Origin of the sequence: Martinezella tropici (assembly GCF_003287875.1) — a bacterium.
Classification (GTDB): Bacteria; Pseudomonadota; Alphaproteobacteria; order Rhizobiales; family Rhizobiaceae; genus Rhizobium; species Rhizobium tropici_C.
Map to the genome: position 1 here is coordinate 687,206 of NZ_QMKK01000054.1, position 24,669 is coordinate 711,874.

Annotated in this window: 23 protein-coding genes; 12 read left to right on the forward strand and 11 right to left on the reverse strand. The window is 59.1% G+C overall.

Annotated features, from left to right (window positions below):
- Nucleotides 1-91 precede the first annotated feature (91 nt).
- Nucleotides 92-805, reverse strand: coding sequence for a GntR family transcriptional regulator (locus tag DQ393_RS28500; protein WP_112345021.1), 714 nt, complete (start codon nucleotides 803-805; stop codon nucleotides 92-94).
- A gap of 267 nt (nucleotides 806-1,072) precedes the next feature.
- Here DQ393_RS28500 and DQ393_RS28505 point away from each other — a divergent pair, with 267 nt between their 5' ends.
- The 6 genes from DQ393_RS28505 (at nucleotide 1,073) to DQ393_RS28530 (ending at nucleotide 7,445) form a co-directional block, all read left to right on the forward strand.
- On the forward strand, nucleotides 1,073-2,161 hold the full coding sequence (locus DQ393_RS28505; protein WP_112345022.1) for an ABC transporter ATP-binding protein: 1,089 nt from the start codon (nucleotides 1,073-1,075) through the stop codon (nucleotides 2,159-2,161).
- 31 nt (nucleotides 2,162-2,192) lie between these two features.
- Nucleotides 2,193-3,491, forward strand: a complete 1,299-nt coding sequence (locus DQ393_RS28510; RefSeq protein ID WP_112345023.1) for an ABC transporter substrate-binding protein — start codon at nucleotides 2,193-2,195, stop codon at nucleotides 3,489-3,491.
- A gap of 71 nt (nucleotides 3,492-3,562) precedes the next feature.
- The gene (locus DQ393_RS28515; protein WP_112345024.1) at nucleotides 3,563-4,474 is read left to right on the forward strand and encodes an ABC transporter permease; all 912 of its coding nucleotides are present in this window, start codon (nucleotides 3,563-3,565) and stop codon (nucleotides 4,472-4,474) included.
- A gap of 1 nt (nucleotide 4,475) precedes the next feature.
- Nucleotides 4,476-5,297, forward strand: a complete 822-nt coding sequence (locus tag DQ393_RS28520; protein WP_112345025.1) for an ABC transporter permease — start codon at nucleotides 4,476-4,478, stop codon at nucleotides 5,295-5,297.
- A gap of 4 nt (nucleotides 5,298-5,301) precedes the next feature.
- Nucleotides 5,302-6,045: an aspartate/glutamate racemase family protein gene (locus tag DQ393_RS28525; protein WP_112345026.1), complete on the forward strand. Its 744-nt coding sequence runs from the start codon at nucleotides 5,302-5,304 to the stop codon at nucleotides 6,043-6,045.
- Nucleotides 6,046-6,155: 110 nt separating this feature from the next.
- On the forward strand, nucleotides 6,156-7,445 hold the full coding sequence (locus tag DQ393_RS28530; RefSeq protein WP_112345027.1) for a DUF763 domain-containing protein: 1,290 nt from the start codon (nucleotides 6,156-6,158) through the stop codon (nucleotides 7,443-7,445).
- Nucleotides 7,446-7,459: 14 nt separating this feature from the next.
- Here the strand turns inward: DQ393_RS28530 and DQ393_RS28535 are convergent, their stop codons facing one another.
- A complete protein-coding gene (locus tag DQ393_RS28535; protein WP_112345028.1) occupies nucleotides 7,460-9,796 on the reverse strand; it encodes a glucose/quinate/shikimate family membrane-bound PQQ-dependent dehydrogenase in 2,337 nt (778 codons plus the stop codon).
- A gap of 354 nt (nucleotides 9,797-10,150) precedes the next feature.
- Between DQ393_RS28535 and DQ393_RS28540 the strand changes: the two genes are divergently transcribed.
- Nucleotides 10,151-10,339 (forward strand): hypothetical protein, encoded by a 189-nt coding sequence (locus tag DQ393_RS28540; protein ID WP_112345029.1) that lies wholly within the window; start codon nucleotides 10,151-10,153, stop codon nucleotides 10,337-10,339.
- Between the two features lie 57 nt (nucleotides 10,340-10,396).
- Here the strand turns inward: DQ393_RS28540 and DQ393_RS28545 are convergent, their stop codons facing one another.
- Nucleotides 10,397-11,125 carry an esterase family protein gene (locus tag DQ393_RS28545; protein ID WP_112345030.1) on the reverse strand — a complete coding sequence of 243 codons (729 nt, stop codon included), beginning with the start codon at nucleotides 11,123-11,125 and terminating at the stop codon, nucleotides 10,397-10,399.
- Nucleotides 11,122-12,081, reverse strand: a complete 960-nt coding sequence (locus DQ393_RS28550) for an acetylxylan esterase (RefSeq protein WP_112345220.1) — start codon at nucleotides 12,079-12,081, stop codon at nucleotides 11,122-11,124. Before DQ393_RS28550 ends, DQ393_RS28545 begins: the two co-directional genes overlap by 4 nt.
- Nucleotides 12,082-12,389: 308 nt before the next feature.
- Here DQ393_RS28550 and DQ393_RS33595 point away from each other — a divergent pair, with 308 nt between their 5' ends.
- From DQ393_RS33595 to DQ393_RS28560, 3 genes are all read left to right on the forward strand, one after another.
- Nucleotides 12,390-12,527 (forward strand): hypothetical protein, encoded by a 138-nt coding sequence (locus DQ393_RS33595; protein WP_162736997.1) that lies wholly within the window; start codon nucleotides 12,390-12,392, stop codon nucleotides 12,525-12,527.
- Nucleotides 12,528-12,779: 252 nt separating this feature from the next.
- A complete protein-coding gene (locus DQ393_RS28555; RefSeq protein WP_112345031.1) occupies nucleotides 12,780-13,286 on the forward strand; it encodes a hypothetical protein in 507 nt (168 codons plus the stop codon).
- Between the two features lie 39 nt (nucleotides 13,287-13,325).
- Nucleotides 13,326-14,579 carry a diguanylate cyclase gene (locus tag DQ393_RS28560; RefSeq protein ID WP_112345032.1) on the forward strand — a complete coding sequence of 418 codons (1,254 nt, stop codon included), beginning with the start codon at nucleotides 13,326-13,328 and terminating at the stop codon, nucleotides 14,577-14,579.
- Between the two features lie 25 nt (nucleotides 14,580-14,604).
- On the opposite strand, the gene DQ393_RS28565 is transcribed toward DQ393_RS28560, so the two are convergent.
- Genes DQ393_RS28565 through DQ393_RS28580 form a run of 4 tightly spaced genes read right to left on the reverse strand, consistent with a single transcriptional unit; the run spans nucleotide 14,605 to nucleotide 19,211 of the window.
- A complete protein-coding gene (locus tag DQ393_RS28565; RefSeq protein ID WP_112345033.1) occupies nucleotides 14,605-15,567 on the reverse strand; it encodes a Csu type fimbrial protein in 963 nt (320 codons plus the stop codon).
- 15 nt (nucleotides 15,568-15,582) lie between these two features.
- On the reverse strand, nucleotides 15,583-17,946 hold the full coding sequence (locus DQ393_RS28570) for a fimbria/pilus outer membrane usher protein (protein WP_112345034.1): 2,364 nt from the start codon (nucleotides 17,944-17,946) through the stop codon (nucleotides 15,583-15,585).
- A gap of 22 nt (nucleotides 17,947-17,968) precedes the next feature.
- Nucleotides 17,969-18,688, reverse strand: a complete 720-nt coding sequence (locus DQ393_RS28575) for a fimbrial biogenesis chaperone (RefSeq protein WP_112345035.1) — start codon at nucleotides 18,686-18,688, stop codon at nucleotides 17,969-17,971.
- A 25-nt stretch (nucleotides 18,689-18,713) separates the two neighbouring features.
- Nucleotides 18,714-19,211 carry a Csu type fimbrial protein gene (locus DQ393_RS28580; protein ID WP_112345036.1) on the reverse strand — a complete coding sequence of 166 codons (498 nt, stop codon included), beginning with the start codon at nucleotides 19,209-19,211 and terminating at the stop codon, nucleotides 18,714-18,716.
- Nucleotides 19,212-19,677: 466 nt separating this feature from the next.
- Between DQ393_RS28580 and DQ393_RS28585 the strand changes: the two genes are divergently transcribed.
- Nucleotides 19,678-20,295, forward strand: coding sequence for a hypothetical protein (locus DQ393_RS28585; RefSeq protein WP_112345037.1), 618 nt, complete (start codon nucleotides 19,678-19,680; stop codon nucleotides 20,293-20,295).
- Nucleotides 20,296-20,322: 27 nt separating this feature from the next.
- Here the strand turns inward: DQ393_RS28585 and pepT are convergent, their stop codons facing one another.
- The 3 genes from pepT to DQ393_RS28600 form a co-directional block, all read right to left on the reverse strand.
- The gene (pepT, locus tag DQ393_RS28590; RefSeq protein ID WP_112345038.1) at nucleotides 20,323-21,555 is read right to left on the reverse strand and encodes a peptidase T; all 1,233 of its coding nucleotides are present in this window, start codon (nucleotides 21,553-21,555) and stop codon (nucleotides 20,323-20,325) included.
- Between the two features lie 236 nt (nucleotides 21,556-21,791).
- Complete coding sequence (locus tag DQ393_RS28595; protein WP_112345039.1) at nucleotides 21,792-22,316, reverse strand: DUF992 domain-containing protein; 525 nt, start codon at nucleotides 22,314-22,316, stop codon at nucleotides 21,792-21,794.
- A gap of 246 nt (nucleotides 22,317-22,562) precedes the next feature.
- A complete protein-coding gene (locus tag DQ393_RS28600; RefSeq protein ID WP_112345040.1) occupies nucleotides 22,563-23,810 on the reverse strand; it encodes an adenylate/guanylate cyclase domain-containing protein in 1,248 nt (415 codons plus the stop codon).
- 221 nt (nucleotides 23,811-24,031) lie between these two features.
- On the opposite strand from DQ393_RS28600, the gene DQ393_RS28605 reads away from it, so the two are divergent.
- Nucleotides 24,032-24,628 carry a nucleoside 2-deoxyribosyltransferase gene (locus tag DQ393_RS28605; protein ID WP_112345041.1) on the forward strand — a complete coding sequence of 199 codons (597 nt, stop codon included), beginning with the start codon at nucleotides 24,032-24,034 and terminating at the stop codon, nucleotides 24,626-24,628.
- Nucleotides 24,629-24,669: the final 41 nt, after the last annotated feature.

Genomic DNA, 24,669 nt, shown 5'->3' on the forward strand with positions numbered 1-24,669 from the left:
GCCTCGGCAAAGAGGATTTCCGTCATACTCAACTTTCCCCCTTCAACCGATAGACAGCGATCCGAGCGCAACTGCCTGCAAGACGGCGGTCTCACCGCTCGAACGCTTCTTTCAGCCCGAAGCTTTTGCGCTCGCGCAGATCGAGATCCGCCTCGATATGCGCGATGTGATGAAGCATCAGATCGCAGGCCGTGTCGATATCCTTCTGCTCCAGAGCGGTGATGATGTCACCGTGCTCGGAATGGCCACAGCTGGAGGCGCTCGACTGTCCGTAGAGCGCAATTACCAATGACGAGCGGGCGACAAGCTCCTCCATGAAACGCTGCATGATAAGATTGCCGGAAATGGCCGCCACCATCAGATGAAAATCGCCCGAAGCCTTGATCTCGGCGCGGCGTGCGGATTGGCCGCGCTCGCCCATCAGGCGGCCTTCTTCCAGGAGAAGCTGTCTCAGCTGCCTGAGTTGAACCGGGGTAATCCGCTCGGCCGCCGATTTCAATATGCCCGGCTCCACCAGGCGGCGCGCGGCGAATATCTGCTTGGCTTCCTCGGGCGATGGATAGGCGACGAAAGCGCCTCTGTTCTTTTCAACGCTGACGAGCCCCTCATAGGAAAGCGCCTGCAAGGCGGCGCGCGCCAGAGTGCGGCTGACATTGAATAGGCCGCCAACATCACTTTCGGAGAGCTTCGTACCGGGTGCCAGCCTGCGCTCGACGATCGCGTCACGAATGGCGTCGCGGATTTGCTGTGCGCCCGTCTCCGTGGAGTCGATGGGCGTCAGAAGCCCGTCTGCTGAAGAATCCATAATCGCCTACCTGAATGGTCGCCAAAAATGATAACTTGTTTCGGCCCGAAGTTAAATGAAATCTTATGCAAAGACGATGCTAAATTGTATACAATAATTTGCACAAATCGAGCACAATAGCCTATTTGATGAGCAGACACCGAACTGCCTCAAGAAAGGCAGAATACCATTCCTCTCAGAATAAGACAAATATTTCAGTAATTTAGCGCATCGCAGCGAAACTGGCACGATTGATGCAGTGTCTTTCCCAAACCAAAGGGGAAGATGATGTCGAAAGCGGCAGAGATCGATATAGTGTCCGTTTCGAAGGTCTACGGGGCGACCACGGCCGTTCATGCGATCAGCCTGAAAATCCCGGCTGGCTCCTATTGTTGCTTCCTGGGGCCGTCCGGCTGCGGCAAGACCTCGACGCTGCGCATGATCGCGGGCCACGAAGGCATTTCCTCCGGCGACATCCGCCTTGGAAACACCGTCGTGACGGACTTCCCGCCCGCCAGGCGCGGCACGGCGATGATGTTCCAGTCTTACGCGCTGTTTCCTCATCTGGACCTCATCGACAACGTGGCTTTCAGCCTGAAGATGAAGGGTGTCGCAAAGGATGAGCGTCGGACCAAGGCGCTCGAAATGCTGAAGCTTATGCAGATGGAAGCCTATGCGACCCGGCGCCCGGCACAGCTTTCAGGCGGCCAGCAGCAGCGTGTCGCGCTGGCACGCGCGCTGATCACCGATCCGGAAGCGCTGCTGCTGGACGAGCCGCTGTCGGCGCTCGACCCATTCCTGAAGATCCGCATGCGCGCCGAACTGAAGAAGCTGCAGAAGACATTGGGCATCACCTTCGTCCATGTCACGCACAGCCAGGAAGAGGCGATGGCGCTCGCCGATATCATGGTCATCATGAATGACGGGCGGATCGAGCAGGCCGCCTCGCCACGGGAGGTCTTTGAGCACCCCGCAACGGCCTTCGTCGCCCGCTTCATGGGTGACCACAACGTCCTGTCGGGGCGGGTAACCGCGAGCGAAGACGGCCTCATCACCATGGCCGTGCCCGAAGGGCAGGGCTTTTCCGTGAGAGGAACGGGACGCCAGGCCGGCGAAGCCGTGGATATCGCCATCCGCACCGATCGTGTCCGGCTTTCGCAGGCTGATGGTAAAGGCCTCGGCTTCAACGGCGTGGTCTCCAATGTCGAATATCGCGGTGCGACGCTGAAGATCACCGTTATCGGTGCGGGAAGCGACGATTTCACAGTGATCGCAAGCAATGACGATGACGCCGCCAAATCCATAACGGTCGGCGACGCCGTCTCATTGAGCTGGGCCCAGGAGGACGCGATCCTTCTCGGCCGTATGTCCGCATGAAAATCCGAAGCATCAAAAAAGGGGAACTGACATGACAACTGAAACCAAGACTACCAAGACGACGAAAGGCATTTCCCGCCGCTCGCTACTGAAGACCGGCGCGGCCGCGCTCGGCGCCATGGCCGGCTCCGGTGCCATCACCGGCTTTCCGACCATCTGGGCGCAATCGAACATCACGCTGCGCCAGTTCGGCACCGGCGTTTCGAACATCAATGCCATTGCGGAGAAGTGCAAGGCCGATCTCGGCATCACGCTCGAGATGACCGCGACCGATTCCGATGCCGCCGCCCAGCGCGCCGTGACGCAGCCGAACAGCTACGATATCGCCGACATCGAATACTGGATCGCCAAGAAGGTGTTCCCGACCGGCGTCTTGCAGCCGATGGACGTCAAGAAGCTGAAATATTACGACAAGATCGTGCCACTGTTCATCAATGGCAAGCTGAAGCCCGATAGCGTGATTGCACAGGGCACGGCGCCGCACACGGTCGGCTTCGTCGAGGGACAGGCCTCCCGCAAGTTCGCCAAGGAGCCGACGCAGTGGATGACGATGGTCCCGACCATCTACAACGCCGATACGCTCGGCATTCGTCCCGATCTCACCGGCCGTCCGATCAACAGCTGGGCCGATATTCTCGATCCCGCCTTCAAGGGCAAGACCGCGATCCTCAACATCCCGTCGATCGGCATCATGGATGCCGCGATGATCATGGAAGCCGCCGGCAAGATCAAATATGCCGACAAGGGCAACATGACGAAGGCGGAAATCGACAAGACCATCGAGTTCCTGATCAAGACCAAGGGCGACGGCCAATTCCGTGCCTTCTGGAAATCCTTCGACGAAAGCGTCAACCTGATGGCTTCGGGCGAAGTGGTCATCCAGTCCATGTGGTCGCCGGCGGTTGCCGCCGTCCGCTCCAAGGGCATCGCCTGCACCTTCCAGCCGCTCAAGGAAGGCTATCGCGCCTGGGGCGGCGGTCTCGGCCTTGCCTCGCATCTCAAGGGCGCACAGCTCGACGCGGCTTATGAGTATATCAACTGGTATACGTCCGGCTGGGTCGGCGGCTATCTCAACCGCCAAGGCTACTATTCCGCCTGCATGGAAACTGCAAAGCAGTTCATGTCGGCCGACGAATGGGGCTACTGGATCGAAGGCAAGCCGGCGCAGGGCGATATCCTGTCTCCGGAAGGCAAGGTGATGGAGAAGGCCGGCGCCGTCCGCGACGGCGGTTCCTTCGAAACCCGCATGGGCGCGGTCGCCTGCTGGAACTCGGTCATGGACGAGGACCGCTACATGGTCCGCCGCTGGAACGAGTTCATCGCTGCCTAAGCTGCATAGCCGTCATCTCCTCTCCCCGCTTCAAGGCGGGGAGAGGATCCTATCAATGGAGAAGCCGGAATATGGCGACAATCGCTTCCTCGGATGCGGAGCAGGAAACTCAGAAGGCCAGACGCGGTTTAGCCGTGCCCGGCTGGGCGGTTGCCTATCTGCAGGCAACGCCGCTGTTTCTCATTCTCGGCTTCTTCTTCCTGTTGCCGATCGCCATGATCGGCATCGTCAGTTTCTGGGATTATGATTTCGCCGGCCTCTATCCGGCATTCCTGACCACGAATTACACCGATACGCTCGGTTCGTGGGTTACATGGAAAACCTACCTCAACACATTGAAATTTACAGCCATTGTCTGGGCGCTGACACTCTTCATCGGCTTCTGGGTCGCCTATTTCCTGGCTTTTCATATCCGCCGTACCTCGACGCAGATGATCCTTTTCCTCGTCTGCACCGTGCCCTTCATGACGTCCAACATCATCCGCATGATCTCGTGGATACCCGTTCTCGGGCGCAACGGGCTGGTCAATTCGACGCTGATCGAGATGGGCCTCATCCCGCAGCCGATCGAATGGCTGCTTTATTCCGATTTCGCCGTCGTGCTGGCCATGGTGCATCTCTACACGCTGTTCATGGTGACGCCGATCTTCAATACGCTGATGCGCATCGACCGCTCGCTGTTCGAAGCCGCGCGCGATGCCGGCGCCAGCGGATGGCAGGTGCTGTGGAATGTGGTCATTCCGCTTGCGAAGCCTGGGATGGCGATCGGCAGCATCTTCGTCGTCACGCTCGTCATGGCTGATTTTTCCACCGTGCAGGTCATGTCGGGCGGCCAAAGCGCATCCATCGCACTGATGATGAAGAACCAGATGTCGCTGCTGCAATATCCGGCGGCCGCCGCCAATGCCGTCGTGCTGCTGATCGTCGTGCTGCTGATGGTCGCCGCCATCCTGCGCATCGTCGATATTCGCAAGGAGCTCTAGGATGAACCGCGAAAAGCGCAGCCTCGAATTCTACGTCCTGGCGATCTTCTTCACCATTTTCGTGTTGTTTCTCTATGGCCCGCTCTCGGCGGTCATCATCCTGTCCTTCCAGGGGCCGGACGGCGGCCTGACCTTCCCGTTGAATGGTGTCTCGCTGCATTGGTTCGCCAATCTCTTCGAGAAGCAAGCGGTCGGCGATTTCGGCGCCTCCTTCCAGCGCTCCTTGATCCTTGGCGTGATGGTCATGATCGTGACCGTTGTCGTCTCGCTGCTGGCAGGGCTAGCCTTTCGCCGCCGGTTTCGTGGCTCGACATTCCTGTTCTATGCGACCGTCGCCAGCCTCGTCGTCCCATCCATCATCATTTCGCTCGGGATCGGCGTTGTCTTCCAACAGGGGGGCATCGCGCCGGCCTGGTATTCCTCCGCCTTCGGCGCGCATCTGACCTGGACGTTGCCCTTCGGCGTGCTGATCATGTTTGCGGTCTTCAACCGGTTTTCGCCGGCCTATGAGGAAGCTGCCCGAGATCTCGGTGCTAGCTCCTGGCAAACCTTCCGCCATGTCGTGCTGCCGATGATCGCACCGAGCCTGATCGGCGTCGGCCTGTTCGGCTTTACGCTGTCCTATGACGAGTTCGCCCGCACCCTGATGACATCAGGCACCTACAACACCCTGCCACTCGAGATCTACGGCATGACGACGAATGTCACGACGCCGGTGCTCTATGCGCTCGGAACGGTGACGACGCTCTTTTCCTTCACCATCATCCTGCTGGCGCTTGCGATCATGACCATGCTCGGCCGCCGCCAAGCCAAGAAAAGCTAAGATCATGCGCCTGCTGCTCATCAATCCGAATACCACCGTTTCCATGACGGAGAAGGCGGCGATCGCTGCACGCGCCGTGGCGAGCGCCGGCACGGAGATCATTGCTGCCACCTCGCAAATGGGGCCGGCTTCGATCGAGGGCTATTACGATGGAGCGCTGGCCGTACCCGGTATGCTGCGTGAACTGAGGGAGAGGCGGGCTGAAGGCTATGACGCCGCGATCATCTGCTGCTTCGACGATACCGGCCTGGAAGCCGCACGCATGTTTTGCGATGTGCCCGTTGTCGGTTTGTGCGAAGCTGCCGTTGCAACAGCCGGCTTTCTGGCGCAGCGCTTCAGCGTGGTGACGACACTCGAACGTTCGCGCATCCTCATCGATAATCTCGTCCAGCGCTACGGCATGGGCGCGCGAGCGAAGGTTCGAGCTTCGGACATTCCCGTTCTCGAGCTTGAGGACTCGTCTTCCGGCGCGATCGGAAAGTTGCGGGCGGAAATCGAACGCGCGCTTGCCGAAGATGGGGCGGAGGCAATCGTCCTCGGCTGCGCCGGCATGACGGATCTCGCAAGGGAGCTGCAATCGATCTACGGTGTCCCGGTCGTGGATGGTGTTGCCGCGGCGGTCAAGCAGGCCGAAGCGCTGGTGTCCTTGGGTCTCTCCACCAGCAAGCGCAGCTCCTACGCCTCGCCATTGCCCAAGCCGTTTTCGGGAGCAATGCAGGACTTCGCGCCGACACCGGTATTGGCCTAATCTCATCACAATCCAACGTGCACGGCCTCCGCTGATCGCTAAAGCGTTGCGATTGGCATATCTCCGCTCCCGGGACTACAATGTCTCGATAAAGAACGAGAGTCGTGGATTTGGCACAGAGAGCTGGCAAAGCTGATCTTCCCCTGCATGGCGGCCGCGTACCGCGCTGGCTTGGAGACCGGATGACGCGCTTGGGTGCCGTCATTACCGAGGCGGTCGTGCAGCATTATGGTCGCGACGAGCTGTTTCGGCGCCTTGCCAATCCATTCTGGTTCCAGTCTTTCGGCGCCGTCATGGGCATGGATTGGCATTCCTCGGGGATTACGACAAGCGTTCTGGGTGCCTTGAAGCGCGGCCTGACGCCGCTTTCGGGCGAGCTCGGCATCCATGTCTGCGGCGGCCGTGGTGCGCAATCCCGAAAGACGCCGGGCGAACTGCTTGAGATCGGCGATCGCGTCGGCATCGACGGCGCGTCGCTCGCGACCAAGAGCCGACTGATCGCAAAAGTGGATAGTGCAGCCGTGCAGGATGGCTTCGATCTCTATCTGCATGGCTTCATCGTCGCGGATGACGGCAAGTGGGTCGTCATCCAGCAGGGCATGAATGGCGAACGGCGGCAGGCGCGGCGCTATCATTGGTTATCCGAGGGCCTCACGAGCTTTCTGGATTCGCCCCACGCAGCCATCGAAGGGCGCGAGCAGGGCGAGATCATCAATCTCGCCGATCGGCGTGCGGAGCGCTCCCGCAGCGAACAGCTCGATTTGCTCGCCTCGATAGGTCCGGACGGAATTATTCGTGAATTCAATGCGCTGGAGAGACAAGCTGAAGTAAATGATAAAATCGAGCTTCAGCCGACGCTGCCCTATCTTATCATGCCGGCACATCATGACGTGCGTGAAGAAGATGTGAACATGCGGCGTTTGCACGGAAATCTCGCCGCCGCGGCCGACCGTGGTCCGGTCGATTTCCAGGAATTGCTGCTGACGCCCGGCGTCGGCGCCAGAACGGTCAAGGCTTTGGCGATGGTCGCCGAAGTCGTGCATGGCGCACCCTGCCGTTTTTCCGATCCGGCGCGCTTTTCCCTCGCGCATGGCGGCAAGGACCGGCATCCCTTTCCCGTGCCGCTGAAAGTCTATGACGAGACGATCAGCGTGATGAAATCGGCGGTCAGGAAAGGCCGTCTCGGTCGCGACGAGGAATTGTCGGCTCTCAAGCGCCTGGATGATCAGTCGAGAATGCTGGAACGCTATGTCACCGGCCCTGATCTCAAGGAGATCGTAGCCGGCGAATTCGACCGCTCTTACTCCTATGGCGGCCGCAGCGTTTTCGGCTGGGAGCCTCCCTCCGAATCCGATGGCGATCGCATCGAACCGGACCAGCTCCGCTCCCGGAAAAGCTGACCAAAACCATCGGCCTATGGCAGCGTATAGCCGATCACATAGTCGCCAGGCTTCGTTCCCACCGAACCGTGCCCTCCAGCCACCATGACGACATATTGCTTGTTGTCGCTTGCCGTATAGGTCATCGGCGTTGCTTGGCCGCCTGCCGGCAGGCGTGCCTGCCAAAGCTGCCTGCCGGTGGTGACATCATAGGCTCGCAGATAATCGTCCACGGCGGCGGCCAGGAACGCCACTCCGCCCTTAGTCACCATCGGCCCGCCGATACCGGGAACGCCGACCTTGAAGGGCAACGGCAAGGGCGTCATGTCACGGACGGTACCATTCTTGTGCTTGTAGGCGATCTTGCCGGTCTTCAGGTCGACACCGGCAACATAGCCCCAGGGCGGCGCCTGGCAGGGAATGCCGAGCGGGCTGACGAACGGTCCCATATAGACGCCATAGGGTGAGCCCTCGTTTCGGTTGAGCCCCTGTTCACTCCCCTTGTCGCCGGCGCCTTTGGGCGGGATTTCGGCACGCGGTACCAGCCGCGAGGTGAAGGCCAGATAGGTCGGCATGCCGAACATGATCTGCCGTTCGGGATCGACGGCGACACTGCCCCAGTTGAAGGTGCCGAAATTGCCGGGGAAGATAATGGAGCCGCGCAGCGATGGCGGCGTATAACGGCCTTCATATTGGTGCTGATGGAAGGAGATGCGGCAGGCGAGCTGATCGAACAGCGAGATGCCCCACATGTCCTTTTCCGTGAGCGGCGGCGGCGAGAAGGTCAGATCCGAGATCGGTTGTGTTGGTGAGGCATGATCCTCCGGAATGGTGCCGCCCGGCGCAGGAATCTCCTTAAAGGGAATGATCGGCGCGCCCGTGCGGCGATCGAGCACATAGATGTCGCCCTGCTTGGTCGAGGCGACCAGTGCCGGAACGACGCTGCCGTCCGCCTTTGTCAGATCGAAGAGCACGGGCTGCGCCGGTACGTCCATGTCCCAGAGATCATGATGGACGAATTGCTGCACCCATTTGAGCTGGCCGGTATTGATATCGAGCGCCACCACCGAGGAGGAAAAGCGTTCGACGTTTTCGCTGCGCCCCATGCCGAGCTGGTCGGGCGTCTGGTTGCCAAGCGGGACATAGACCATGCCGAGTGCCTCATCGGCACTGGAAACCGACCAGCTGTTCGGCGAATTGGTGGTGTAGGTCTGTCCCGCGGGTATGGGGGCTGTATGGTCCGGATTGCCCGAGTCCCAGTTCCAGAGCAATGTGCCGGTCCGGGCATCGAAGGCGCGAATGACGCCGGATTGCTCCTGCGTCGAGTAATTGTCGTTGACCGCACCGCCGATGATGATCTTGTCGGCAACGATGACGGGTGGCGACGTCGAATAATAGTAGCCGGCCGGATTGTACTTCATGCCAGCTTCCAGATGCAGTGTGCCCTGATTGGCAAAGCTCGGGCACACCTTGCCATTGGCCGCGTCGAGCGCGATCAATCGGGCATCCGAGGTCGGCAGATAGACGCGGTCGGCGCAAGGCGCTCCGGCTGCGGCGGCCGTGTCGTGGTAGTAAGAGACGCCACGACACGTTTGATGCTGGCGGTTGGGGTTCATGCCGGCATTGGCGTCGTAACGCCATTTTTCCTTGCCGTCCGTCGCACCGATGGCGATCGCCAGGCTGTGAGGTGTACAAATGAAAAGTGTGTCGCCCACCTTCAGCGGAGTCACCTGATAGGTGGTCTCACCGATATCGTCGGGCCGCTTCAGATCGCCGGTCTGGTAGCGCCAGACCTCCTTGAGATTGGCGACATTCTGCGGATTGATCTGATCGAGGGGCGAATAGCGCTGGCCGAAGGAGGTTCTGCCATACTGATGCCATTCGCCATCAGGCACATTGCCGCCCATCGGGGCATTTGACACGACGGCCGTCGGCAACTCGCCGGCTAGATCGTGAGGATCGGTCGTCATCGAATAGGCTGCAGCGACGACGGCGATGACGAGAGAAATGGCAAGCGGCCATGGATTGGCTCCATAATGAACCCCGTCGAGGCTGCGAAAGCCGAGCGGGCGCCGGATCCAGGGTGTCAGCAGCCAGAGCCCGATCAGAATGATGAGGCCGCCGCGCGGACCGAGCTGCCACCAGTCGAAACCGACCTCCCATATCGCCCAGGCAAGCGCTGCAAGCACGAAAATCGCATAGAGCCAAAGGGCGGCCGCCTTGCGCATGGCAAGCAGGATGGCGGTCAGGAGAAAGGCGAGTCCGGCCAGAAGATAAAAGAAACTTCCCCCGAGCAGGATGAGCCAAAGTCCGCCGCCGCCGAGCGCCAAGCCGATGAGCGCCAGAATGATCGAAGTGATGATGATGGCCATGATCCGTTCCAGTCTATCCGTCGATTGGACAGTGATTGATCGAAGGCATGCAAAGAACACGCGGGCTCCAACGGAGTCCGCGGCCACTCTTAAGTCGAAATCGATGTCGGTTGTTTCGCTGGCAGCATCCGGTGCGGTTTCCAAAGTGATTTGGATCGATGCATCAAGATCCCCAATCCATCAGAGATTGAATGCCAGGATTGCAAGAATGTTCCAATCCGGCCGACCGTTCAAGTTCGATACCGCGTCGCCCGAATTGATTAACGGACGTAGTTAATTTTTTAACAATTATGCAGATCCTAATGGAACAAACATTGGAATCAAGGGTTTCCGCGCCGAGCCGGAGGACTAAAGATGAATCTGAAGATTGTTACTGCCCAGTCGGAAGTCGAGACCGCCGACACCGGAACCTATCCGGATGGCATGATGGACCGCATTCTGGTTGAGTTCTCCGCAAGCTCCGAGCAGCAACATCGCAAGTCTCACGAGCGGGATTACGGTGCGCGCAAGGCTTTGCGACCAATCCCGGCCGGACTTGCCTGATATCCCACTGACGGATACGAGTTCGCAACACGCGGGTTCACGGCGTCGGTCGCCTGATCAGATGTAAAGCGGCGCCATTCTGCGCCATGCGCCGGCTCGATGAGCGCGCCCATCCCATACGTGCAGTCGATGGTCGATCTGCTTGTCAGCCAGAAGGCGGCTCAGGTGGCGGTTGTTGTCGATGAAGGGATCGGCGTCTCCGATCGTCATGACGATCTCGATCTGGCGCAGCTTCTCCAATCGCCAATCGCAGGCTAGCCCCGGCAGAAAATGTGTCGGCGTGTGAAAATAGATTTCGTCATCATAGTAACCGTCGAACAGGTCGGTGAAGGATTCGACCGTCATCGTCAGATCGTAGCGGCCGGAAAAGGCGACCAGCTTGCGGAAGAGGTGAGGGTGGCGGAAAACCAGGCTGGCCGCCTGGAAGGCGCCGAGGCTGCAACCATGGACGATGGTACACTCATGCGCGTTCTTCTGCGCCATCAGCGGCAGGACTTCGTTCAGGATATATTCCTCGAACGCTTTATGCCTGCGAATGCGCTCGGCCGGGTGACGATGAGCATCGTAGAAGGTTTCCCTGGCCAGCCCTTCGATGCAATAGAGCTGAAGGTGCCCACTGACCAGCTTGTCAGCGAGGCTGGCGACGATGCCGATCTGCTCATATTCCCAAAATCGTCCGTCGCGCGTGGGAAACACCAATACCTTGGCGCCGGCGTGACCGAACACCAGCAGCTCCATGTCTCGATCCAGCCGCGCGCTGTACCAGCGCAGGTATTCGCGGTTCATAGCACCTTGAAAAATCGCCCGACCTTGTCTCGCAGAATTGCGTTCTGCTTTTCGCTACCAGCATAATCGAAGTGGCCGGCATCCAGGATGAAGATTTCGTTAAACTTCTGCAGCGCATTTGCGACGGAGAACTGGCAGGGCGGCGCAACGGCCGGATCGAAAAGGGCAGGCGCGACGAGCATCGGAACGGTGATCCGGCTTGCTGCGATCGCGGCATCGAAGAAACGCAGGGTTTCGAGAACGCTGCCATGTTGCTTCTGATAGGCCTGGACGGATTGCGCACTGCCGACGGTCGGCAAGGTCAGCCATAGCGGACGATGCCCGAAAGTCGGGACTACGAGATGGCCGCGTCTGATCCTCGCATCGAACGGAATCGCCAATGCGCCGATACCGCCGCCGAAGCTGATGCCGCTATAGCCGATATGGCCGGCAACCCATGGGTAGAGGATCTCCAGGGTCGAAACGGCAAGCCAGATGTCTTCGACGCAGCCGCCGATGACATAGGTGTCGCGATTTTCGATGCCGTGCACAACATGCCCCGACGCGTCCGATGGGATCGGCGGGCGGGCGCTTAAAGAAAGCCCACGGCTGCAGGGAAACAGAACAGCGGCCTCTTCCAGCGGCAAGTCGAATTCGGGCTGATCCCTTCCTCCATATCCATGTCCGACGACGAGCCCGCGGCGCACCTGACCATGGCGGGGAATAAGCAGCCAACCGTTGATCTGAAACGATCCCGTCGACACATAGCTGATATCGAAAACATGCCAGTTGTCGTGACGCAATCTGCTGCGACGAAGTTTCGGTTGCGGATCGACGGCGATGGCGGCTTTGTAGCGCTGCAGCCAGAAATCGTCGAAGCCGAACGGGGCTTCCGGTGTCTCGATGGCCTGCAACTGCGAGAGCTGCATGCCATAGGTCGGATCGAAGTCGAAGGGATGGGCTGTCGGTACACTCATGGCAAATGTGTCGCGTGAAAGGATCGCCGACGCAAGCACCAACGCTGCACGGGCCGCAGATCGTCCTTAATTATCTCAAGGACTCCGTTTGGGATGGACAATCGATGCGATAGAGCACAACGCGAAAAGATGGCGCAAACAGGCTGATTTCCTGCGCACCGCGGCCCGCGAGCAAATATGGCAAGCATCCTGATGCGCAAGCCCGCCTGGAAAAGGAGCTGCGGCTTCCTTCTCCGGCCGTTGGACCAGCCGCGAAAAAACATGCTGATATAAATCCGCCCGAAGCTTTACCGGATGCGACGTCGAAGATGGGTTTTCCGCTGAGCGGCATCGTCATCGTCCTGGGTTCGATCCTGGTCTATGCGCTTGTCATATCGCATGTGGTCGGCCAGCCGCATTACTCCGCTCGCGTCAATTTCATGCCCCCTGCTTTCGTACAGAACTAGATGCCCCGCAACGCCTGCGCGGCAATCGGGAAAATGTGACGAAACCTCACTTTCGGCATTATTCTTCCCTATCGCTTCCGCGAGTGGGATGCTGGCTGTCATCGCAAAGACGTGAAGGCAAACACTGTCCGGCTGGCTATTGCGGTCGCTGCGCTCTCGAAAAATGAAGAAGTTTTAAGTCTGTTCGTTAAATGAAGATTCCAATGAATCTGTTGTAATCGTCGAACAGAAGGTAGTTTTGGAGAGCATTTCTTGTCACGGCTCAGAATTCAACAGCTGCAATGGATCGGCGCGGTTGCTGTTATCATGGTTTGCTTGATGATGGCCGGCTCTACGATTGCCTTTACCCTGTCGGATTACATCAGTTACAAGCGGGGAGTGACGGAGTTCAGCCGTTTTCACGCGGCGCTGCATGCGGCGGCGATGATCTCGAGGGAACGGGGGCCGGCAAACAGTCTCATGGGCGCTTCGCAAGACGAGCGGCCGCAATTTGCCGCCGCCTTGAAGGCCAGCCGTGATGAGACCGACAAGAACATTGCCGAACTCGAAACACTCTTTCGAATGGAAATAGATCAGTCGCCGGAGATGCGCAGCGCGTTCATGGCGGTCAAGGCGCAGCTGGAATCCGGCAGGCAGGCCGTCGACGCGGTGGCCGCCATGCCGCGGAGCGAGCGTAGCGGCGCAAAGATCGCAGAGGCGATCCAGGCAATGTTTCGTGCGGCGGACCGGGCGCAGGATTACCGCGACATTGCGGGCTGATCGATCATTGCTCTGGCACCGGAGACCGGCGCCGAAGTCATGCTGACATCGATGGCCGGCACGCTGAGAGAGCACGCTGGACGCCTGGGATCCTATGTGGTCATGATGCTGACCTCGCAAGGACAGGCTCGTTCGCACTATCGCAGCGCCTTCGACCGCGAATTGAACAGCCTCTTCGAGGTGAACGCGCTTCTGAAGACCTATGCGCCCACCACCTTGCAATCCCAAGCCGTTGCACGGCTGCTGGATCAGGTGACGCTCAGCTACTTTGCCGGATCGCTGCCCTATGCCCAGCGTGTTGCCTTCGAGTCGAACATCGATAACGCGCCGACACCGGCCGAATTCACGGCAAATTACGTTCCCGGAATGAAGTCCACCGAGATCCTGCGCGAGTTCATCGAAACGAGTGCATTGACTTCGTTCGATAGGGTTAGGGAGAACGCTGTGAAAGCCATGCTGGTCTCCGCCTCGCTGGCGGGGATGGCGATCGTGGTGGTCATCGGGTTGGCCTACACGCTGCGACGCTCGCTCTTCAGGCCCATGCTTGCCGCCATAGGTCAGATCGACGAGATTGCCGCGGGCAACCTCGCGACGCCACCGACAATGCCTCATGCCGGCCGGGAAGTGCGCGAAATGTTCCAGCGGCTCGATATTCTGCGTGAGCAGCAGCGATTCAAGCGGCATCTGGAAATGGAACGCAAGTCGATGACGGAAGAGCTCAGGCGCCTCTCTCAGACGGATTCGTTGACCGGACTCCTCAATCGGCGCGCGCTTGGCGAGGCAGTCGGACGGCTGCTTTCCGCAAAGAAAACAGGTTTCCGTGGCTTCAGTGTCGTCATGTTCGACATCGACCATTTCAAATCGATCAATGATCGATATGGACATGCCGTCGGCGACCGGGCGCTTCAAAGAGTCTCCGAAATTCTAGGGCCATGCCTGCGTCCCGATGATCTGTTCGCGCGCTATGGCGGCGAGGAATTCATCATCGTCCTCTGCGACGTGAGTGAAACATCGGCACGGTCGACCGCGGAAAGGCTGCGGGAGACCTTGGCACAGGCTGTCATCGACGGCGAGCATGGCTTGACGGTCACGGCCAGTTTCGGTGTCGACTGGCGTGCACAATGCACATTCGAAGATTGGGAAAAACTCGCCGTGGTTGCCGACAAGCGCCTTTATCAGGCCAAACGAAACGGGCGCAATCGGGTCTGTTTTTCCGATGCGCTTGAGGAGAAGACGATCGTGTCGGCAGTGAAAGTCGGGCCGGCTGCCCCAGGCGTCGAAAACGCCGCGTGACGGTCTACCGGCTGAGAATTTCGCGTCAGTAGGTGAGCGTGACCACCACCGTATCGGTGTAGATCCCAGGAGACGGCGTCGTCTGTGGTGGTACGCGGCCATAGACTGTCAGGAGCTGGCCTGCGCCGGTTCCGCTTCCCCCGACGGTGCTTCCCGGGGTGTTTGCATCGCCCCAGGGCTGCGACCGGTTCGTATCCTTGTAAAGACCATAGGTCACCGTTTCGGCCCCCTTCGACATTTTCCTGGCGGTCGGCGCGGCGTTCGCGGTGCCGCCATTCAGGGAAATCGTGTAGGTCGTGCCCGGCGTGCAGGTTGCCGTAATGGAACCGGTGGCGTCGACATTGGTGCTCAATACGCCCTGGCTACCGAAATCGATATTCTGGACGCTGACCAGGCAATTGGCGGCAACGCTCGCATTGACGCTGAAGGACGCGGTTCCCACCGTTCCCGAGGGGGCGGTGCAGGTTGTGGCGCTACTATAGCTGTAATAGAAAGAGGTGGAGGTCGATGTGAAGCTGGATGTATACGGCCCCGGTACCGCCGTCGATGGAGTTCCAAGTGCTGCTCCATAGACCGTCATGCTGCCGCTTGCGCCGACCAGCGAAACATTCAACAGGGCCATTGTCAGCGCATAGGCCGGCGCTCGCGACGGATAGGACCAGCTGCTCGCCCCCCACACCACGCTCCGGCCGCTATCGGAATAGAGCTGATAGTTCACAGTACTGGTTCCGTTCACCATCTGGCGCGCCGCGGCGGAAGATGCTCCGCCGCTGCCGGCGCCGATATCGGGGCAAATCAGGAGCCGCTTGCCCAGGTCCAGGAGCGCCCCTGTACAACTTACACTTATCGTAGATGTCGAATTGACCGGGGTGCCCGACAAGGTATCGACAGCACCGAAATTCATGTCGGTCGCAGTAAAACTGCAGCTCTGCGCCAGGCACAGCGAAGGCAGCAATAATGCGAGCAAAACGGTGATCGAACGCAGCATCCTTTCACCTCCCTTTTAAAAGCATCGGACATCATCGATTACCACCTGCTCGCCCCGCTGCGGCTTGTAAGCGAACTCGGCGTGGCATTTCGTCCCGTCCTCAAGCGAGACGTCGATCGAGTTGCGCGCGTGCAGCCCGCGAATATAGGCTTGGCCGTCATAGCCGATGACAAACGGCTCGTCCGATCCCTGCAATGCTCCGCTCAGGCCCGCCTGCAGCAGCGCACCGTTCTTATCTCTGATCGTCACGAGCGCCGCCTGCGGCGCTTGTGCTACGCCGAATTTGACGACGACACCGCTTCGATCCGCCGGGACGACAGTTTCCCGGGTTGCCGGAACGTCAGCATCGACGGGAAGATTCTTGGGATCGATGGAAACGGTATTGGGTTCATAGGAATTGAGGTTCGGCACCAGAATGCGGCCACTCTGGCCGGTCCTGCCGATAGGCCTGTTCTGCTGCTGGACTTCAACATCGGGGGCGCCGACATCGACGACGGCAAAGGCATCGTCGATCCGGTTGGTGGCAAAGACGCCACCGCCCGCGACTGCGATGGCGCCGTCCATGCGCGCGACCGCCCGTGCCTGGTTGTTCTGCTGCTGGACGCCGGCTTCGAACTCAGCGAATGAGGCCCTATAGCCGATCGCAGCCTCCCGGTTGGCATCCTCGCCTTCGGAGGTACGCAGCCGCCAGCCGACGCTGCCGTCCTCCTGCCGCAGCGGCTTGGAAACCTCGGCAACCACGTCAAGGCCATTCGGTCCACTTTGAATGCCCGTGTTCGCTGTGATGTTGTCGCCGAAAGGAATGGAAAGGCCGGCGAAGATGCCGAAATTGCTTCGTTCATCGAGGTCGGTGAAGGCGGTGGCGTAGAGCGTCGCGCGCCTGAACGTCTGGCTATACGAAAGTCCTGCGATCCGGCTCTTGCTTCCGTCCGAATTCTCAAGCCTCGTATAAGAGAGGTTGAGACTGGAAAGGTCCAGCGGCGCCGGCACGCTGAGGGTGACCTGATCGATGGCGCGCGGCACGCCGGCGCTGAATATCGTGAATTCGCCGGCCGTACTGGCCGTCGGCCTGGCGGAAACGGATGCTATGTCGTCGTAATCGTCGAAGGCGCGCTGCATGCGCGCATAGAGCGCCCACCTGTCGTAGCTCAGCTCAAACGAGGCATTCACAAGCGCCCCCGTGCGGGAGCCGCTTTTGCTCCCCGCGCCGGCAATCGATGCCACGCCCCAGGCGCCGAGAGGAAAGGCGGCTCCGACACCGCCATTCAACAGCTCCGTGCCACCTTCGAAATGCCCCTCCAGCGTCAGCCAGTCGGTCAATCCGTAGCGTGCCGTGGCGACTCCCATGATCCGGCCGTCATAATCGTCCGATTCCGTGCCGAAGTTTCGCCGGGGGACGCCAAGTTCCGCCGAAAAATCCAGCAGACCGTGGCGCAGAAGCCAATTGGACGCATAGAAGGGTAAGGTCTGCGTCGTCTCCCGCCCGAGGCTGTCGCGCAAGATCACGGTCGCTTGTCCACCGCCCGAAAAGACGGGGAGATTGGTCACTTCGAACGGCCCTGCAGGCACTTCGCCTGAATAGGTACGGACGTTTTGCGTGTAGATGTCGAGCGTCGAAGGGACGGCGGCGCTACCCGCAAACGCAGGCAACGGCTCGGTCACCAGATCGGAACGCAGCGCGAAATTGCGCTGGAATTGAATGCCGCCGAAATAGACCGGCCGCGTCCACGAGAGACCGCCGGTCGTTACGTCTCCGGCGCGATAGGTAACGAGGTTCTTCGGGTCGGAGTAGCTCCACGTCGTGTTGAGGCGGGTTATTCCGTCGAGGCTGCCGTTGGAGTAGCCGGCCAGAAAGGATTGGCTGAGCGTTCCGTAGGGGCTGAAGAGACGGGCATCGAACGATCCGGATATGCCTTGGAACAGGCTTGAATCGCCTTCGAAAAGGCTGTTGGAGCTCGCATAGAGGGAATAGTTGAGGACAGCGCCGTAGCCTGCCTGGGGTGCTGGGATCGTGCTTTCCTGCTGCCGTTTGACATCGATGACGTGCGGGGCACGACCCTTGTCGGTCGTCTGGACATAAAGCCGCTGAGTTTCCTCGTCGACCTGATACGACAGGCCGGGCAGGGCGCCGAGTTCAATGAGCCTATTGTCGGCGGCATCGGATGGAGGTTTTATGCCGACCTCGCGGAGTTCCTCGGCTGTTGCCGCAAGCGAGCCATTCGGGCGTTGTTTGAAATTGCCGATCATCTTCATCGAGGTATTGTTGATGAATACTTCCAGGTAGATGTCCCGCGTGCCGGCCGGCTGGTCTGCGGACACGATCGCCGTCGGGAGATTGGGCACTTCCTGAGCGCGCAGGACCGAAACCGAAAGACACATGCATAGGAGAACGGCACCGGCGCTACCGTTGATTAACGGCGACTTTTGCATCGAACGGCCCAAGATCGCTCTGGCCATGTAGCGTTACCGTACTGCCGGAAAGGGACTTCGCAGCCCCGATCGGCCATTGCATCGTCGCGCCGCCGAGCACATATCCGACCAGCCCGTTGCGGCCGCTGATCTTCGTCCCTCCTTGCGCCAGGGTGAGGTTCGACAAACGGAAGCGGCTGGCACCATTGTTCTTGCCGACCAGAAAGAGACCGCTGCCTTGACGGGCGACGCTCCAGGAGACATCGGGCGCCTTTACATCGGCTTGCTTGAAAAAGACGGGAATGGATTGACGCATGATGAGCGTAACCGTGCCGGCCCGTGCCCGTGACGCGTCGGGCAATTCGTCGACGATGACGCGATAGGTCTCTTCGGCTCTGACTGGCGCCTTGCTGGTACGGATCACTCGGACGACATACTGCCCGTTGGGGTTCATTCTCGTCGAAGGAGGGCTGGCGACAACATCCCTCGTCGGTTCCAGGCGCTCTATCCCGTCGGCCTGGCTCCATCTGAAAACGCGTATCTGAACATTGATGGGATGATCGCCGTCATTGCCGAGGTTCAAAACGGCTGCGCTGGCTGGCGCGACGAGTTCGAGACTTGTGGGTGCGACGCGCAGAGAAGCCGCGTTGATGGCGTCAGCACTGAGGCAAAAAAGCATAGACGCAGCAATGCATGGCAACATGCGTTGCATGACAGCCTCCTCGATCGATGGGTTTTCAGTAGGTGACGGTAACCGCCACAGTATCCGTATAGACGCCGGCAGCCGGTGTGGTTTGCGGTGGCACCCTGCCGTAGACGTTTATGTTCTGCACCGCGCCGTTGCCTGTACCCGTGACGGTATCTGTGCCTATGGTTATGCCCCATGTCTGCGTGCGGGCAGCGTCGCGATAAATGCCGTAGTTGATCGTTGCGTTGCTCGGCCCGGTCATCACACGGACAGCCGTCGTCGCTCCGCTGCCCGCGCCGGCACTCAAGCCGATATTGTAGGTTTGCCCCGATGTGCACTGAACGCCGATGGTGGTGGCCTGATCGATATTGGCCGCGATGACGCCGTTGGTGCCGAAATCAAGATCGTTGGCGCTCTGGATCAGGCACTGTGCCTGAATGGTAATGCGGACTGTCATATTGGCCGTCGCCGTGGCAGCCATTGTGGGCGGTGCTGCTGCGATCATTGAGATGGCAGCAAGGACAGCACCGCACAGCACTCTCTGCATTCGTATTCCCCCTCAACACAGCCTGCAAAAACATCAGAATATAATAAAGTAATCACATATCTGCTTTGCTGGCAATGAGGAGGAAAAAGGCGAACGAGATCGCTACAGTATCGAAAGAATACCGCTCGAGTATAGTTTAATTTTATTGAACAATTACCGGAATATGATTTGTATTTTTGAAAAACATGGTTAACGAAAAATGTATTGAACGGCCACCGAAACCGGATAGCATCAACGGAAATACGAGCTTCATACTCCGCGAATCATGTTCTTGGGAAAAGGTCAGTGATTCGCCTGGATCAAAGTTCAGAAAGAGGCGCCCGTGACTTGCCGGTCATCCCTCCCGAACCAGGACCTCCATCAACATTTTTTTGCAAAAGGTCTGCAATTAGCCATGTTTCGGTAAAAGCTGCGCCACAGTTCCCGTCAAAATGGGCAAGCGAGATCTTGTCCTAAGGAGCGATCGATGGATACGCAGCCTACGAGATGGTGGAACGGCCAAAGCGAGACGACCCGGCGGCTGAGTTCCAGACTTGCCGTTTGCGGCACGGTCGTCGGTGCTCTCTACATGATTGTTCAGACGGCTCCGACCGAACGCGCCATGCGCATTATCGATGATAGCGGTCGAATTACGATCGGCAACGGCGGGCTGCTGGACCATGTCGCAACGAATGGGTTGCAGGTCGTGGTGGATGCGAGCCCTACCCAACCGGTAACGTCGGTGCCGATTCCAAAGCCATCGCCTCTCGCCGCTGCGAAAAGCAGTGCTTCGGCAAAGAAGGTTGCCTCGCGGACCGATGCCGCTAAGACGAGCGTCGCGGCATCCGGTGACGTCGAGCGTTTCGATCGTTGCCTGCCACAATGCGAAACACGCGATCCGTTGATTTCGGGATATCCGCAATATGCCGAGGCGAAGCCGTCCCTGGTCAGGGACGACGATCCGCCTCCGATAGTGGAGGAGAGGGCTGGCTTTCACCCGCTGGCCGGTGCCCGCCATATATTGACGAGGGCGGTGGATGCGCCCAGCGTAATGCTGCGACGGGGTCGCGAGGCGCTCGATACCGTCGCTCGCATAGATTGGTAGATTGGAAAAACCTGTTCTTGGAAACGCTTAGGCGCGTTCCGCCCAGATCTTCGCCAATTCAACGAGCGTCTTCACCGCTCTTTCCATATCCTGGCGGCTGACCCATTCCAACGGCGAATGGAAGGCGTGTCCGCCAGCAAATATGTTGGCGCAGGGCAGGCCCATGAACGAGAGCCTGGAACCGTCCGTACCGCCGCGAATGCTGCCACGAACCGGCGTCATGCCGGCCCGTCTTATGGCTTGGATGGCATTCTCGACGATCTGTGGATGGCGATCGAGGATCGCCTTCATGTTGCGGTATTGATGCCTGACGGTAAATGTATGCGAGGAGCCGGGGTAAGCGGTCATCACGTCCTTGACGATCTGCTCGAGCATCTTCTCCTTGACCGCAAGACCCGCCTCGTCGAAATCGCGGATGATGAAACCGAGTGCTGCCTTCTCCATCGAACCGCTGACGCCGGTGGGATGAATGAAACCCTCGCGGCCCTCAGTCGTTTCAGGCGCAATGTCTTTCGGCAGCCTGTCGATGATCGCGCCGGCGATCTTGATGGCGTTCTCCATCTTTCCTTTGGCGAAGCCCGGATGAATGGCAACGCCCTGAATGACGATCTCGACGCTATCGGCCGAAAAAGTCTCGTCTTCTATGTGGCCTGCCGTTTCGCCGTCGACCGTATAGGCGAATTGTGCCCCCAGCTTCTTCAGATCGACCTTGTCGACGCCGCGCCCGATCTCCTCATCGGTCGTGAACAGAAGCTTGATGGTGCCGTGACGGATATCCGGATTGTCGACGAGATATTGCGCGGCTGCCACGATCTCGGCGAGGCCCGCCTTGTCATCGGCGCCGAGCAGCGTCGTACCATCCGAGGTGATGATGTCATTGCCGACCTGGTCGCGCAGAGTAGGGTGCTCGCCGACAAGGATGACCTGTTGCGGATCGCCGGGCAGGCGGATATCGCCGCCGTCGTAGTTCTTGAGGACCTGCGGCTTGACATTCGTGCCGGTGAAATCCGGCGCCGTGTCCATGTGGGAGCAGAAGCAGATCACGGGAACAGGCTTATCGACATTCGATGGAATGGTCGCATAGACATAGCCATGCTCGTCGAGATGTGCGTCGGCAAGGCCGATCGCCAGCAACTCATCGACGAGGACGCGGCCAAGATTTTTCTGCTTTTCGGTGGAAGGCTGCGCGCTCGAGGTCGGGTCCGATTGCGTATCGATGACAACGTAACGAAGAAAACGATCGGTGACGGTATCGGTCATGAACCTGGCTCCAATGAATCACTCGGTTTTGCATAGAGCATTTCCGCTTTTCTTCGAATCGCGAAAAGGCTCCGTCCTCTTGTTTTCCGCAATTGCGGAGGCAAAACCGCTACGCACTTTTCCTGGAATTGTTTTAGCTATGGCCCCGCGCTAGCGCGGCGTCCGCATGAAAGAATGGCCGCTCCAGCACCATGCGGGAGCGGCCATATCACGCGATACGACTGTGACCGAAAGCCTTACTCGGCCGAAGTCAGCGTAACCGACGTACCGGTCGCAGCAAGGTTCAAGCCGAGCTGACCCGTCACGCTTACGGTTTGAAGATGGATCGAGCCGGAGGTGCCGCCAACGAGAATATTCGTGCCGACGCCGGCACCGACCGTCGCTTCAACGGTAGCGCCCTGATAGAGGCCGCTCAGAGAACCATGATGATAGCCGGCTGTCGGCGCGAAGACCAACCAGACAAGCCGGCTGCGGGTCGTAAAGCCGAGATCTACACCCATCTTCCTGATCGCACCGGTATAATGGTCGATGCGCTCGCGTCCGACCGTCGAATGGAAGGTGCAATCCACCTCCTTAGCCGAGCCGAGCACATAGCCGACACCGCCGCCGATCTCGCATTCGAGATAGCCGATTTTCACGCCGTTGCGCTGATCGGGTTCTTCTTCGCGATAGGTCGTCGGCATATCCGCCGCCCGTGCCACCGCCGCGCCTGCAACGATCAAAGATGCTGCTGAAAACGCCAGGGTCAAAATTTTTCTCATCTGTTTTCTCCTTGTCAGAGTATTATGGGTGGCAGGCACCCTCGTGGTCGAGCCGATAGAATCAACCCTTACTAAACGTACGTACGCGCAGAACGATCCCCAAAATAAGGCGGCTATCGTCATGATCCACTTCACAATATAGGGAACTGGATCCGCAGCGGCACCCCCGGACCATTTCACGTTTTGCAACCGACTGAGTCGCGCCGTATCAAATCGCCGTCCGGCCAGCGGATTTGCCTTCGCTGATCAGCCCGATTGCGGCAGCTTCTCCCTTGCCGCGAAGGCGTAGACATCCACCGGTTCGCCGAGACCCTTGAGAGGGAAGGAGCCGAGGCTTTCCATATCGCGCTGACATGCGGCCATATCGACGAATGCCTTCGACAGCAGTACCGGTCGCTTGACCTCCTTGGTCAACGATTCCAGCCGCGAGGCAATGTTGACGGCCGGCCCGATGACGGTGAAATCGAGACGGGTGCGGGAGCCGATATTGCCGTACATGACGTCGCCGACATGCACCCCGACGCCATAGCGCAGTATTTCGCGGCCATGCTTGCGGTTTTCTTCGTTGAGTGCTTCTACGGCCGCCTGCGCCTCGCTGATGGCAAGAAGAAGATTGTGACATGCATTGGGATCGCTCAATGGAAAGATCGCGAGCAATCCATCACCCATGAATTTGAGAATCTCACCGCCATGCTTCTCAATCGGCTCGACCATGGCATCGAAATAGCCGTTGAGCAGCTCGATGACGTCGTCCCGTGGCCACATATCGGAAATGGTGGTGAAATCTCTCAGGTCGCAGATGAGAATGGCCGCGCCGACCGTGGTGCCGCTGCCGCGCGTCGTCGCACCCGCAAGGATCTTCTCGCTCGCATGCGGCCCGACATAGGTGCGCAACAGCGTGCGGGCCATGATGTTCTTCAGCCGGATCTCGGTCACCATCGTCAGGGCCGGCAGCAAATCCTTCAGGAAAGTCATGTGCTGCTCGGTGAAGCCGCCGGGCGCATCCGAGGCGAAGGTGGCAATGTGCCGCTTGCCGAGCGTGTGGTAGATCGGCCAGGCAATATAGTCGGTCAGCCCTTCGTCATACATTTCCTTGTACAGCGGATAGGTCAGCTGATCCTTGCCGGAGACCTCCAGATTCTGCCGAACTTCGGCCGCGCCGTTGAAAATCTCGTTGATGGGACTTGCCAGAAACTGCGGCGTGTTCTCCACCCCATAGCTGAAGGTTGCGATATCGGCTTCCTTCATTCCGGTGCGCCAGAGGATTCGCGCGCCGAGCCATTGCGGATGCAGCGTCCGGAAATGCATGGTCGCTCTTGCCACCGGAATCCCAACCGCGCGCATCTTTTCGCAGAGTTCGACGAGAATGTTGTCGATGAAACGCTGGTCGCGGACATCGTTCATCAGCCAATCGAGAATCTTGCTTTGCTTTGTCGGCCAGTTGCCGCGATCGTCATATGGTGCTTCGGCAATTGCCTCGATGGAAGATTGCATTTCCTTATACCCCACAAATTCCGTTAGCTGCCATGGGCCTTCGACGCCATTCGATACTGAGCGTGACTATACGCGCCTCGCCAGCGGCCGGGAAACGGCAATCGCCTCTATTTCGCGATTTCGTAGATTATGTTTCAGGCTATGGCAGAAGAGGCTTGAATCGGCCATAGGCTTCATATGGTTCCGCAATTCCCGCAGTGCAATATCGAGAGGCAAAGCTATTGAGAGCATATCTGGCAGGCCCCGAAGTCTTTCTTCCCAATGCAAGGGAAATCCTCGATCGCAAGATCGCATTGGCTCGCAGCTACGGATTTATCCCCGTTTCGCCCGGTGATCTGGTAGCGCCGGAGACGGAGACACGCCGGGAGCGAGGTCTTGCCATCAGCGCGATCAACGAGACGCTGATGTCGAGCGCCGATCTCATCATCGCCAACCTGACGCCGTTTCGCGGTATCGCCGCGGATGTCGGCACAGCCTTCGAGCTCGGCTTCATGTGCGCACGCGGCTGCCCGGCATTCGCCTTTTCGAACTGCACCGAAAACCATTTCGAGCGTGTGAGCGGACTTTACAATGGCGACGTTCGTCTCGGTCCGGACGGACGCCATCGCGGTCCCGACGGAATGGCGCTGGAAAACTTCGACATGGCCGACAATCTGATGCTCGACGGCGGCGTTGCAGCACGTGACGGCATCATCATAACGCGCCAGGTCGCGGCGGATCAGCTTTTTCTGGATCTGACCGCGTTCGAGGAATGCCTTCGCGTCGCTGCCGGCAAATTGTTGAGGCAAGCCAACGGCACGGAATGCGCCGCCTCTTGACCGCTTCATTTTGCTGACTCAGCAAAAGCGGCGGAAGTTCC

Bases quoted from the DNA above. Each gene is read 5' to 3' on its own strand.
- DQ393_RS28535 (WP_112345028.1), bottom strand. From the start codon at position 9,796: ATGGCCATCATCATCACTTCGATCATTCTGGCGCTCATCGGCTTGGCG.
- DQ393_RS28575 (WP_112345035.1), bottom strand. From the start codon at position 18,688: ATGCAACGCATGTTGCCATGCATTGCTGCGTCTATGCTTTTTTGCCTC.
- DQ393_RS28540 (WP_112345029.1), top strand. From the start codon at position 10,151: ATGAATCTGAAGATTGTTACTGCCCAGTCGGAAGTCGAGACCGCCGAC.
- DQ393_RS28545 (WP_112345030.1), bottom strand. From the start codon at position 11,125: ATGAACCGCGAATACCTGCGCTGGTACAGCGCGCGGCTGGATCGAGAC.
- DQ393_RS28520 (WP_112345025.1), top strand. From the start codon at position 4,476: ATGAACCGCGAAAAGCGCAGCCTCGAATTCTACGTCCTGGCGATCTTC.
- DQ393_RS28585 (WP_112345037.1), top strand. From the start codon at position 19,678: ATGGATACGCAGCCTACGAGATGGTGGAACGGCCAAAGCGAGACGACC.
- DQ393_RS28525 (WP_112345026.1), top strand. From the start codon at position 5,302: ATGCGCCTGCTGCTCATCAATCCGAATACCACCGTTTCCATGACGGAG.
- DQ393_RS28550 (WP_112345220.1), bottom strand. From the start codon at position 12,081: ATGAGTGTACCGACAGCCCATCCCTTCGACTTCGATCCGACCTATGGC.
- DQ393_RS28570 (WP_112345034.1), bottom strand. From the start codon at position 17,946: ATGTGTCTTTCGGTTTCGGTCCTGCGCGCTCAGGAAGTGCCCAATCTC.
- DQ393_RS33595 (WP_162736997.1), top strand. From the start codon at position 12,390: ATGGGTTTTCCGCTGAGCGGCATCGTCATCGTCCTGGGTTCGATCCTG.
- DQ393_RS28560 (WP_112345032.1), top strand. From the start codon at position 13,326: ATGCTGACATCGATGGCCGGCACGCTGAGAGAGCACGCTGGACGCCTG.
- DQ393_RS28515 (WP_112345024.1), top strand. From the start codon at position 3,563: ATGGCGACAATCGCTTCCTCGGATGCGGAGCAGGAAACTCAGAAGGCC.
- DQ393_RS28580 (WP_112345036.1), bottom strand. From the start codon at position 19,211: ATGCAGAGAGTGCTGTGCGGTGCTGTCCTTGCTGCCATCTCAATGATC.
- DQ393_RS28595 (WP_112345039.1), bottom strand. From the start codon at position 22,316: ATGAGAAAAATTTTGACCCTGGCGTTTTCAGCAGCATCTTTGATCGTT.
- DQ393_RS28510 (WP_112345023.1), top strand. From the start codon at position 2,193: ATGACAACTGAAACCAAGACTACCAAGACGACGAAAGGCATTTCCCGC.
- DQ393_RS28505 (WP_112345022.1), top strand. From the start codon at position 1,073: ATGTCGAAAGCGGCAGAGATCGATATAGTGTCCGTTTCGAAGGTCTAC.
- pepT (WP_112345038.1), bottom strand. From the start codon at position 21,555: ATGACCGATACCGTCACCGATCGTTTTCTTCGTTACGTTGTCATCGAT.
- DQ393_RS28500 (WP_112345021.1), bottom strand. From the start codon at position 805: ATGGATTCTTCAGCAGACGGGCTTCTGACGCCCATCGACTCCACGGAG.
- DQ393_RS28565 (WP_112345033.1), bottom strand. From the start codon at position 15,567: ATGCTGCGTTCGATCACCGTTTTGCTCGCATTATTGCTGCCTTCGCTG.
- DQ393_RS28600 (WP_112345040.1), bottom strand. From the start codon at position 23,810: ATGCAATCTTCCATCGAGGCAATTGCCGAAGCACCATATGACGATCGC.